At 56.4% G+C, this 10,886-nt stretch carries 10 protein-coding genes; 3 read left to right on the plus strand and 7 right to left on the minus strand.

The window, feature by feature from the left end; all coding sequences use genetic code 11:
• Positions 1-4: 4 nt before the first annotated feature.
• The 6 genes from NLX71_RS12740 to NLX71_RS12765 all read right to left on the minus strand — a co-directional run bounded on the left by NLX71_RS12740 (position 5) and on the right by NLX71_RS12765 (position 6,156).
• Positions 5-724 carry a DUF2189 domain-containing protein gene (locus NLX71_RS12740; protein WP_254364021.1) on the minus strand — a complete coding sequence of 240 codons (720 nt, stop codon included), beginning with the start codon at positions 722-724 and terminating at the stop codon, positions 5-7.
• A 153-nt stretch (positions 725-877) separates the two neighbouring features.
• Entirely contained in the window at positions 878-1,990 is a 1,113-nt protein-coding gene (locus NLX71_RS12745; protein ID WP_254364022.1) for an ABC transporter ATP-binding protein, read from the minus strand.
• Positions 1,991-2,005: 15 nt separating this feature from the next.
• Positions 2,006-2,839, minus strand: a complete 834-nt coding sequence (locus NLX71_RS12750) for a carbohydrate ABC transporter permease (protein ID WP_090675444.1) — start codon at positions 2,837-2,839, stop codon at positions 2,006-2,008.
• A gap of 12 nt (positions 2,840-2,851) precedes the next feature.
• Positions 2,852-3,796, minus strand: coding sequence for a carbohydrate ABC transporter permease (locus tag NLX71_RS12755; protein WP_375377916.1), 945 nt, complete (start codon positions 3,794-3,796; stop codon positions 2,852-2,854).
• A 94-nt stretch (positions 3,797-3,890) separates the two neighbouring features.
• On the minus strand, positions 3,891-5,267 hold the full coding sequence (locus tag NLX71_RS12760; protein WP_254364023.1) for an ABC transporter substrate-binding protein: 1,377 nt from the start codon (positions 5,265-5,267) through the stop codon (positions 3,891-3,893).
• A 16-nt stretch (positions 5,268-5,283) separates the two neighbouring features.
• Positions 5,284-6,156 carry a MurR/RpiR family transcriptional regulator gene (locus tag NLX71_RS12765; protein WP_254364084.1) on the minus strand — a complete coding sequence of 291 codons (873 nt, stop codon included), beginning with the start codon at positions 6,154-6,156 and terminating at the stop codon, positions 5,284-5,286.
• Between the two features lie 207 nt (positions 6,157-6,363).
• Between NLX71_RS12765 and NLX71_RS12770 the strand changes: the two genes are divergently transcribed.
• The 3 genes from NLX71_RS12770 to NLX71_RS26575 are packed head-to-tail and all read left to right on the plus strand — an operon-like array spanning position 6,364 to position 8,383.
• Complete coding sequence (locus tag NLX71_RS12770; protein ID WP_254364024.1) at positions 6,364-7,305, plus strand: BadF/BadG/BcrA/BcrD ATPase family protein; 942 nt, start codon at positions 6,364-6,366, stop codon at positions 7,303-7,305.
• A gap of 13 nt (positions 7,306-7,318) precedes the next feature.
• Positions 7,319-8,224 (plus strand): N-acetylmuramic acid 6-phosphate etherase, encoded by a 906-nt coding sequence (murQ, locus tag NLX71_RS12775; RefSeq protein WP_254364025.1) that lies wholly within the window; start codon positions 7,319-7,321, stop codon positions 8,222-8,224.
• Positions 8,225-8,257: 33 nt separating this feature from the next.
• Positions 8,258-8,383: a hypothetical protein gene (locus tag NLX71_RS26575; protein WP_302058215.1), complete on the plus strand. Its 126-nt coding sequence runs from the start codon at positions 8,258-8,260 to the stop codon at positions 8,381-8,383.
• Positions 8,384-8,597: 214 nt separating this feature from the next.
• Here NLX71_RS26575 and NLX71_RS12780 read toward each other — a convergent pair whose 3' ends face one another.
• Entirely contained in the window at positions 8,598-10,874 is a 2,277-nt protein-coding gene (locus NLX71_RS12780; protein WP_254364026.1) for a cellulose biosynthesis cyclic di-GMP-binding regulatory protein BcsB, read from the minus strand.
• Between the last annotated feature and the right edge of the window lie 12 nt (positions 10,875-10,886).

Consider the following 10,886-nt stretch of genomic DNA (forward strand, 5'->3'; position numbering starts at 1 on the left):
TCGCTCAACTCTCCCTGCCTGCAAGATGGTAATCGCCGGATACGGCGGTCGATTTGTCCGCCCCGCTACCGCTCCGGGCTTCCTCCTCATCCTTCTTCAGCACGTTCGCCGTCACCAGATTCGCAAAAAATCCGATCATGCCGATATACAAGCAGGCGAAGCCGACGACCGTCACGCCCAGCAGAACGGCGAAGCACAGCATCTGGAAGCAAGCGCCGATCGTATACATCGGACGGGCGACGAACAGCTTGACGCTGCGGCCCATGGCGCTGAAGATGCCGAGCCGCTCCTGCACGACCAGAGACAGCGTATAGGTCTGCGAGATGAAAAAGAGCGCCACGAAGTAGGTCTGAAACACGGCCAGCGCCAAAGACATCGTCCCGCTACGGCTGCCGTAATACCACCAAGAGGAGACGAGAATCACTACGAACAAAGCGCAGACAAGCCCGAAGACAAGCGAAGCGCCGTAATGAGCCAGCGTTCCCTTGAGCATGGTCCGCACGCTCCCCTTCTCCCCTTGCAGGATGCGGTGACACGCGTGGATCGCGCCCGCCGCCAAAGGCACGTACAGCAGCGCCAGCACAAGCAAGGCCAGCGGCACGGGCAGGAAGAGCAGCACCGGAAACAAGACGAGCGAGCTGACGATGCTGAACAAGGCGACATGAATGATTTCGCGGTACGTTTGCAATCCGGACCGCACCATGATTTCACTAAGCTTCCGCACCTCACATACCTCCCTTTTCTAGTAAAGTCCGGTGAATATGAGCGGAGCAGCCGAAAGCGCTCTGTAGAAACGAAGTGTTCGTCTTTGTTTCTGGATTTCGGAAGAGCGCTTCGGATGCGCAGCGCCTGCTATTCACCGGACTTCCGGCTTCTATTACGGCTCCAATACGATGCGCTCCTCCGTAGCCGGATCGAAGAAATTCAGCTTGCCTCCGTCGAAGGCGAACAGCTTCGACTGCCCGACCTGCGCGATCGTATCCGGATGGACGCGTGCCGTCACCATCCGCTGGCCGACGCGGAAGTATACGAGGTTTTCCGCGCCCAGATTTTCCACAACCTGTACGACGGCGTTCAGCCGGTACGCCGATGCGGCCGGCGGCGCCAACTCCTCGCCGAATATATGCTCCGGGCGCACGCCCAGAATGATGCTTTTGCCCTCGTACGCTTTCAGTCCCCGGACCGCGGCGTCCGACAGGGCGAACGAGGCCCCTTCCACATGCACGTGCCCCCGTTCGATGCGCGCGTCCATAAAGTTCATGGCCGGCGACCCGATAAACCCGGCGACAAACATGTTGCTTGGCCGGTTGTACAGCTCCGTCGGCGACGCAATCTGCTGAATGCGCCCCTTGTTCATGACGACGATCCGTTCCCCGAGCGTCATCGCTTCCACCTGATCGTGGGTGACGTAGACGATGGTCGCGCCAAGCCGCTTATGGAGCTCCGACAGCTCCACCCGCATCTGAATACGCAGCTTCGCGTCGAGGTTCGAGAGGGGCTCGTCGAACAGGAACACCTGCGGATCGCGCACGATGGCCCGACCGACCGCCACCCGCTGACGCTGCCCGCCGCTGAGCTCGCGCGGCTTGCGTTCCAGCATGTCGGTCAGCCCCAGAATCGCGGACGCCTCCTTCACCTTGCGCTGGATTTCCTCCTTCGGCCGTTTCAGATTTTTGAGCCCGAAGGACAAGTTTTCTTCTATTGTCATGTGCGGGTACAAGGCATAATCCTGGAACACCATCGCAATGTCGCGGTCCTTCGGGTGCATTTGGTTAACGAGGCGGTCCCCGATGTAGATATCGCCGCTCGTCTGCCGCTCCAGCCCTGCGATCATGCGCAGGGAGGTCGTTTTGCCGCAGCCCGAGGGTCCGACGAACACGACGAATTCCCGGTCTTCGATCACAAAATTGGAGCTTTCGACCGCGGTGAACGTCCCTTTCTTGTCGTCCACATACTCTTTGCGTATATTTTGAAACACCACGCGTGCCATCGCTTCTTCCTCCTTCTAGCCTTTCACGGCTCCTATGGTGATCCCTTGCAGGAAATATTTTTGCAGCGCGAAGAACAGGATGATCATCGGCAGAGCGCCGATCGTTGCACCCGCCATAATCGCGCCATAGTCCGTGGACTCGGCAAATTTGAAGCTTGCCAGACCGACCTGAATCGTCCGCATCTCACTTGAGCGCGTCACAAGGAACGGCCAGAAAAAATCGTTCCAGTTCGCCACGAACGTAAAGATTGCCAGAACGGCGAGGCCGGGCTTGGCCATCGGCAGGATGACTTTATAAAAAATGCCGAATTCGCTGCAGGCATCGATGCGTGCGGCATGAATAAGCGATGTCGGTAACGTAGACATATACTGCTTCATCAGAAAAATATTCCCGACGCTGACCAACGTCGGCACGATCATCGCCGTATACGTATCCGCCAAGTCGAAGACGTTGATCACCAGCACGTACAGCGGGATCAGCGTAACCTGCGCCGGAATCATCATCGTGCCCAGCAGCACCCAGAAGATCGAATTGCTCCCGGGAAATTTAAGCTTTGCAAACGCATAGCCCGCCATGGAAGCGAAGAACAGGTTCGTGACAGTCAGCACGGAAGAGACGAACAACGAGTTCAGCAGCCATTGAATGGCGTTGTTTTTCGTGAAAAAGCGCTCGTACGGCGCGACGGACCAAATGTCCGGAATCATCTGCGGCTTGAAGACGGCCGAGGCCAGCGAATCCTGGAACGAGCCAATGATCATCCAGTACAAGGGGATGACCGTGATGACCGCCCAGAAAGCGAGGATGATCGCTGCAATGCTTATGAAGATCACTTTCGATTGGTTGCTCAACGCAGTCACCCCTTAATATTCGATGTCCGATGAGAAGTATTTGAATTGAATGATCGAGATGATAATAATGACGATGGCCAGCACGAACGATTGCGCGGAGGCCAGGCCGAAGTCGTAGAATACGAACGCCGTCTGGTAAATGAGATAAGCGATCGTCGTCGTGGCGAAGTTCGGACCGCCCTGCGTCATCAGGTACACGCTGATGAACACCTGAAACGAGGTGATGACCCCCGTCACCAGCAAGTACAGCGTCGTCGGCTTGAGTAGCGGCCACGTAATTTTCGAGAACTTCGTCCAGCCGCTCGCATGGTCGATGTCCGCCGCCTCGTACAGCGACTTCGGAACGCCGCCCATCGCCGCGAGGTACAGGATGAGGCCGCTCCCGTGCGCGCCAAGGTACGTCATCAGCATCAGCGAGAACATGGCGCTGTTCGATTTTCCGAGCCAGATGACCGGATCGATGCCGAACCAGCCGAGCACCGTGTTCATCGGTCCCCAAGGGGTCGGATCGAAGATCGCCAGCCAGACGAGCGAGATCGTCACGCCCGAAACGACGCCCGGCAAGTACAAGGCTGCTTTAAAGAACGTCTGCCAAGACTGACGCATCTGAAAGATGAGAAAAGCGAGCACGAACGTCAAAATAATGTTGACCGGCACGGTGCCGATGGTGAAAATCGCGGTATTTTTCATCGACTTCCAGAACACTTCGTCCTGAAACATAAACTTGTAGTTATCCAGGCCGACCCAATCCGATTTCAAAACGGTATACTTCTGAAAGCTCATCAGAAAAGCCGAAATGACCGGATACAGGGTGAACACCAGAAAGAGCAGCACCGGAACGAGGATAAACATATACGACCAACCGTAATCCCGGATAAACTGCTTGACGGAAGCGTTCGCCTTCCTTGGCCGAATGGCTGGGCCCGGCACACCCGGCCCGTTGTGTAAGTTGTCCATGGCGATCCTCCTTCATGCCTTCGCCGGCGAGTCCGAAAAAAAAGGCCCTATATGAATCCATACAGGGCATCTTTTCGCGCGGCTTGTTGCTGCATTACTGGCCGAACATTTGCTTGCCTTTGGTTTTGAATTCTTCAGCGATTTGCTCCGGCGTTTTCTCCCCGGCGAACAACGCCTGGATGGCCGGCTTCTGCACTTGCTCCTGGAATTGCTTCAGCTTGGTGGACTTGTCGACGTCCAGATTGTTCTCGATCGAAGAGGTCGTGCTCTTCGTAAAGTTTTGCGCGGCTTCCCAGTTATACTTCTGGGCTTTGCCTTTGCCTTCGTACATTTTGGCTTGGGACTTGCGGACGAACGGCAGGTTCAGCTCGTTGGAAGAGTTCCCTGCTTTCGCGCCGCTAAGCGCTTCCATCACAAGGAAAACGTTCTTCGCGTGCTGCTCGCCCTTGTCTTTCTTCTGCTTGAACATGACAAAGCCTTCGCCCATCACGTACGTCTTGCCCGGCGCATTCTCATGGTGCGGAACCGGCAGCAGGACGAAGTCGATTTTCTCGCCCTTTACTTTGCCCGCGTCGATATCTTTGTTGCGGTTGGCAATGATCGTATCGTAGTATGGCAGCGCTTTACTGATTACGGCGGCTTTGCTATCGTAGAACATTTGCGTTCTTTGCTGCGGGTTGAGTCCGCCCGTTTCCTTCGGCATCACGCCGTCCTTCATCAGACCGTCGATGAATTTGAGGGAATCGAGAACTTTACCGTCATTCCAAATAAACTTGCCCTTCTCGTCCAAGACATCGACCAGACCGGCGTTTTTCGTAATCAATTGGCTGAAATCAAGGCTGGTGCCGTCCGTCACGAGACCGTACTGCATCGAGCCATCAGGCAGCTTCTTCGTCAGCTTCTTGGCGATTTCCTTGAATTCGGACCACGTCCAGCCCTTCTCCTGAATCTTCTTCCAGTCGACGCCCGCTTCTTCCAACATGCGCTTGTTGCCGCCCCAAGCCCATTGTCCCGCGGTCAGCGGCAGGCCGTACTGCTTGCCTTGAATTTTGCCCAGATCCAGTATGCCCGGCAAGTAATCGTCCTTGATTTCCGGGGTCAGGAATGGGTCAAGCTGGATGGCAAGCCCCGTGTTGACGTAGTGCCCGGACACCGAGTGGTAGTACAAATCCGGCGGGTCGCCCGCGTTTAGAGAAACGTCGAATTTCTTCGGACCTTCAGCCCAAGACAGCACCTCGTGCTCTACTTTAATATGCGGGTGCTGCTTGTTGAAATCGGCGATCAGTTCCTTGATGTCCTTCTCATAATCCAGATGAACCGGGTACGCCCATACCTTGACGGTATCGGGCTTCTTATCGTCTTTTGCCGCTTCGCCGGCCGGGGCGTTGGTTCCCCCTTCTTTTTTGGCGCAGGCGGAAACAAAGACGAGACTTAAAGCCACCGTCGCGGCAAGCAGTTTGCTGACCTTCATACATCCATCCTCCTAGTTAGCTTTTATGATTAAATTTGGCCATGCCGTTCTCAAGCTCCCGGATCGCCTGACGGCTCCGGTCGAGGTACATCGCGGACTGCTCGTAGTTGTTGCTTGCGACCCCGAGGTATAAAATGTCGATCACGTTAAGCTGCGTAATCCTGGACGACATCGCCCCGCTTCGAATCTCGTTCTCCGTCGAGGAGATGCACAGCGGAATGTCCGTGTACTGGGTGAGCGTCGTGCTGCCGTACTTTGTGATGCCGATGGTGACGGCGCCGTTCTCCCGGGCGGCCTTCAAGGCGGCAATGACCTCCTTCGTTTCGCCGGAGTACGAGATGCCGACGGCGACGTCCTCCTCAGTCAGAGTCACTGCCGACGCGAGCTGCACATGCGGATCGGCAAAGCAGAAGCACGTCCGGTTGATGCGCAAAAATTTCTGCTGCGCGTCTTGACCGATCAGATTGGAAGCGCCGATGCCGAAGAAATAGATCCGCTTCGCCTGATGAAGCGCCTGCACCGCCTTGGACACCTGCTCCAAATCGAGAATTTTCACCGTGTCGTGGATCGATTGAATATTATTGTTGGATACGTTCTGCACGATCGTCGCAATCGAATCCTGCGGCCGGATTTCCTGGTAGCCTTGCACGCCGCCCGTTTCCCAGAGGTCTCCCGCCACCTTCAGCTTCAAATCCTGGTAGCCCTTCACACCCATCGATTTGCACAACCGGATGATGGCGGCCTGACTGGCTCCGCTCGCTTCGGCCAACTGGGCGACAGACAGCTCGATCATCCGCTCGGGATGCGCGAGCACGTACTCCGCGACCTTTTTCTCCGAAGGATTCAATCCTTCTAAAATCTCTCTTAAACGAACCAAACCTCCATGAATTGCGCCCACCCCCTCTTATCCGTAAAATAATGTTACATATAATGTTATTAAACAAAACATAATGGTGTTATTGATACCGTTTCCAACAATCAAACTTATTATACCGTATTTGAAATTTTAAATCAATATTATTTTTGTATCGTGAAATTTTGTTTTACAAATTAAGCTTCGTTGTCTTATACTCAAATTAAGAAGAAGGTGATAAAGATGGAGTATATCGTCGGAATCGACGGCGGCGGCACCAAAACGGAAGCGGTCGTCATCGATCCTTCGGGCAACCGGCTCTTCGGCTGTACAGGCGAATCGACGAATTCGAAGGCGATCGGCTACGAGCAGGCTTCCCGCCATCTGGAGGCTGTGCTGGACGAAGCGCTTCAACATGAAGCCAGCGCAAACGGACGCTGTCTGGCCGTCTGCATCGGCATGGCCGGCACCGATACGCCGGAGGAAAAGCAAGCGGTCGAAGCCGTTCTTCGGGCTTATCAGGCCCGAATCGGCGCTGCGTTCGAGGTGTTCGTGCGCAACGATGCGGAAATTGTCCTGATGGCTTCGCTTCGCCGGGAGTACGGCATCGCCGTCGTCTCCGGCACCGGCTCAATCGTCTTCGGCTGCACGCCGGAAGGCCGGCGCTACCGGGTCGGCGGCTGGGGTCATCTGCTCGGCGATGAGGGAAGCGGTTACCAAATCGGACTTTACGCGCTGCAAGCCGTGATGCGCAGTCATGACGGCATCTGCCCGGCCACGGCATTAACGGATATGATCCGGCACACGTATGGCTTCGACTCGATTACCGAACTGAAAACGTACATCTACGGACCGGACATTCGCAAAAAAGACGTTGCCGCCTTTGCCGAGCTATGCATCAACGCAAGCAAGCAGGGGGATGCCGTTGCCAAGCGTATTATCGAAGGCGCAGCAGCGGAGCTTGCCGTCGCGGCGGCAGCCTTGGTCGGTAAGGACGCCTGGTTCCCGGATTCGGACCTTGTGACGACGGGCTCGGTGTTCAAGCATTCTCCTTTGTTCGCCGATACGTTCCGGCAGACGATCTCCGAAACGTTCCCCGGGCTGCGCCTGCACCCGGCTTCCGAGCAGCCCGCCGCTTACGGCGCCGCCTTGCTCGGCTTCGAGCTCATCCAAAGAACGCGATAAAGGAGCAGTCCATATGTTTAACCTGCTGAATGAATTAACGACCGAACAGCGCAATCCGAATACGACGCAAATCGACCGGCTAGGCTCCGAGGATATCGTCCGGCTCATCCACGAGGAAGACCGTCTGATCACCGAAGCAGTTGGCCGCATTCTCCCGCAAGTCGCGCAGGCCGTCGACCGGATCGTTGCCGCTTTTCAGCGTCAGGGCCGGCTGTTCTATATCGGCGCCGGCACCAGCGGGCGGCTCGGCATTCTCGATGCGTCGGAATGTCCGCCGACCTACGGAACGGACCCGTCCATGGTGCAGGGCATCATTGCGGGGGGCTTTCAAGCGGTAAAAGAGCCGGTCGAGGGCGCGGAGGACAGCGAGGAGCTTGGCGCGAAGGATATCGACGAGCATGGCATAACGGACCGCGACGTGGTCGTCGGCATCGCCGCCAGCGGCCGTACCCCGTATGTGCTTGGCGCCATGAAGCGGGCGAAGGAAAAGCAAGCGACCGTGATCGGTCTGTGCAATAACGAGCACACCCCAATGGCCGGCATCGCCGATCTGATGCTGGAAGCCGTCGCCGGACCGGAGGTTGTGCTCGGCTCGACCCGGATGAAATCGGGTACCGCGCAGAAGATGATTCTGAACACGCTGACGACCGCCTCCATGATCCGCATCGGCAAAGTATACGAGAATCTCATGGTGGACGTTCTGCCTTCCAACGAGAAGCTCGTCTACCGCGCCAAGCGGATTATCGGCATGGCGACCGGCGCGCCGGAGGATGAGATCAGCGAAGCGTACGCCGCTTCCGACAAACACGTCAAAACCGCTATCGTCATGATTTTGGCGAAGGTGGACCGGGACGGCGCGCGCGAGCTGCTGGAGCGTTCGGGTGGGTTTGTACGCCAAGCGCTGGCAAACGGCAATTAACACGGGACCGAGGAACAAGGAGGAGAATTTACGGTGGCAGACATACGGCTCGTCCGGCCGGACGAGATGGCCGAAGCAGCCAAGCTTTCGGATTCGATTTTTCGCGATGCTGCCATTTCCGTTTACGGCGGGATTGAATTTTGTGTGAGCGGAGAATAAGCTTCCGAGGATAATTAAAGACGATCAGACTTCCAAAAAAATGAGCAGGGATTAGATTCCTGCTCATTTTTTTTATTGCTTATAACGCCCTCAGTATAAGGGTAGCCCAACTGGTCTCAACCAGGAACAAAGTGTCGCCTTCTTACTCAACGCTTCCACCCAGCCGATTCATTTTGCCTTGCTTCTTCACCCGGGGAGCCGTTCCTCGCCGCCTTCACTGCTTCCCGGCGTCCCGTTTCTCCTTGCGCCGCATCCGGATAAACACGATCAGCAGTCCGACCAGCAGCACCGGAATAAGCACCATGAGCCATACCGGAATACCGGGCGCTTTCTCCGTCGGATTCGATACCTTGCCGTCTTGAGACGTCTTGGAATCCGAAGGGGAAGCAGCGGTGAACACGGCTTTGGCCTTATTCATAATGACGACTTGGCCCGGCTTCTTCGCATTCTTCAAGTATTGCAGCAGATTCGGATGAACGAAAGAGCCTTGCTCCCCTCCCCCGACGTTCACCTTCTGGAAGACGGCCATCACCCTGTTTTCGTTCCAGACCGACGGCTGGATCCAAGCCGCATAATCAGTCGTTTCGTTGATTGCGTTGTACTTCCCGAGCTGCAGCCGATCGTTGTCCGTCGGGAGCAGCAGCTTTTCGGGCAGCTTCTGAAGCGACGGGAATCGGCCGAGGTCTCCCGGCACGATCACATGGTAATCCTTAAGCTGCTTGAGCGATTGACCGTCAAGCGGTTCGCGGAATACGGTGATCCGCCGACTCGTATCGGACGTCAAGTCCCCGACAAGCCGGGAAAGCTGCGACAGGAAAGTCCCGTTCACCTGCTGCGGCACGAGAATGGCCGTACGGTCCGTTCCTTGGCCGCTTACAAATGGCGCCGGCCAGTGCTGGAACGAGCTGTCCTTTGACATTTCGTGAGGCACATTGAACGTGCTGGCTTTATCGACGAAAATCCACCGGCCATTGTTTGTGTCCCGGATGCAAGGGCCTTCGGTATGGCCGATGTTGGCCGTAAACGTAATATCCAACGCCCCGCTGCCGTCTTTATCCTGCAAGGCATCGGTCAGAGGAATGCTCGACGTGTACGTATCGCCTTGATGTTTCGTTTTGGTCAATTCCTGAAGGGATACCGTCTTCGGGATGCCGTTCACCGTTACCGTCAATCCGTATTTCCCGTAACGGTCAGCCCCGGTCTCCTTCGTTTTTTTCGTGCTTTTACGCTCTGTCCGCTCCCCGATCTCGGCCATCAGCAGCGGAGATACCTTCAGCTTCAGTTCAAGCGAGCTCTCGCCGGTCAGCTTCCAATAGGACGGTACGCCTACGATCAGCTTGCCCGATTCCGGCTTCGTCTCGTTCAGCAGCAGGTGCTCGGAGCCGAACGAAGCGAGCGTAAGCTTTTTCGGCTCGTCGCCATCATCCGCCACCGCAGGCGTCTGCCGAATAACCAGATGACTTCCAGTAAGCTGCTCCGCCAGCTTCGGGTTCGTTAATACGCGCAGCTTCTCTGTGATCGCCTCATCCTTGGCCGCAGACAGCAGCAGCATTTGCTTCGAGCCGGTCTTTCCGGCCTCCTCCAAGGACATATAGTCGAGCGCCAGCTCTTCATTTTCGGCGCGAACGCCGTTCTCCTCGACGATTTTTTTCACCGGGCCGGTCCAAGCCCCGACGCTTCCCATGGCGATGACATGGGCCAATTTGCCGTCCGCCTTCGCCCATTCCGACTCCGTCATCATCGGAACCGGCTTTTTCGCCGCTGTCAGCGACGATAACCGGGCCGCCAGCTCCAAGGCTGAAGAAAGCAGCTCAGGCGATGGAGCGTCCGGCACGACGATCGTTCCGTACACCTCGTCCGTCGTCCCCGGCTCGATGAAAGGATGCGGGAACTCCTTCAGCGGGTCCGCAATCGTCCACGTCGCTTTCGAATCGATATAGACGAAAGACGAACGCGCAATTTGCAGCCAGTTAGCCGGGTTGTCCGGGTCTTCGCAGAAATCGTCCGAGACGACGCCGTGCTTGGCGAATGTCAGCTTGTGAAAGCCGGGCTTCGCTTCGTCCGGTCCGAGCGCAATCGTCACCTTGCGCTGCTTCGCCTCTTCCTTGGTCAAAGACACGCTCTTCAGCGGCTTATTGTCCACAAGGACAGTCAAGGTAGACTGGGAAGGCAGCAGTAGGTCGGAGTAGCTCAAATCGAGCTCCAAATAATGGTTGCCTCCAAGCTCGGCTTTCGGCACATTATAATACACGTCGTAAGACCGGTCTACGCCGGTCAGCATAATGGGCTCGTTGGCGAAGCGGTGTACGTAGCCGGGCGACAAAGCCGATACGTTCGAATCGGTACTGACCGCCGTCCCCTCTTTCCATGCGGTCGTTTTCACCTGCCGCCCGCCGTCCGCTGCCTTGACGGCGGACGAGTAAGATCCGGACGCTACAATGACGGCGCCCAGCAGTAAGATGGCCTTCCGAAGGCCGAAACCGTTGTTCATTATTCTCTCACA

Source organism: Paenibacillus sp. MZ04-78.2 (assembly GCF_024213375.1).
Classification (GTDB): domain Bacteria; phylum Bacillota; class Bacilli; order Paenibacillales; family NBRC-103111; genus Paenibacillus_G.

Bases quoted from the DNA above. Each gene is read 5' to 3' on its own strand.
- NLX71_RS12745 (WP_254364022.1), bottom strand. From the start codon at position 1,990: ATGGCACGCGTGGTGTTTCAAAATATACGCAAAGAGTATGTGGACGAC.
- NLX71_RS12755 (WP_375377916.1), bottom strand. From the start codon at position 3,796: ATGGACAACTTACACAACGGGCCGGGTGTGCCGGGCCCAGCCATTCGG.
- NLX71_RS12760 (WP_254364023.1), bottom strand. From the start codon at position 5,267: ATGAAGGTCAGCAAACTGCTTGCCGCGACGGTGGCTTTAAGTCTCGTC.
- NLX71_RS12770 (WP_254364024.1), top strand. From the start codon at position 6,364: ATGGAGTATATCGTCGGAATCGACGGCGGCGGCACCAAAACGGAAGCG.
- murQ (WP_254364025.1), top strand. From the start codon at position 7,319: ATGTTTAACCTGCTGAATGAATTAACGACCGAACAGCGCAATCCGAAT.
- NLX71_RS12780 (WP_254364026.1), bottom strand. From the start codon at position 10,874: ATGAACAACGGTTTCGGCCTTCGGAAGGCCATCTTACTGCTGGGCGCC.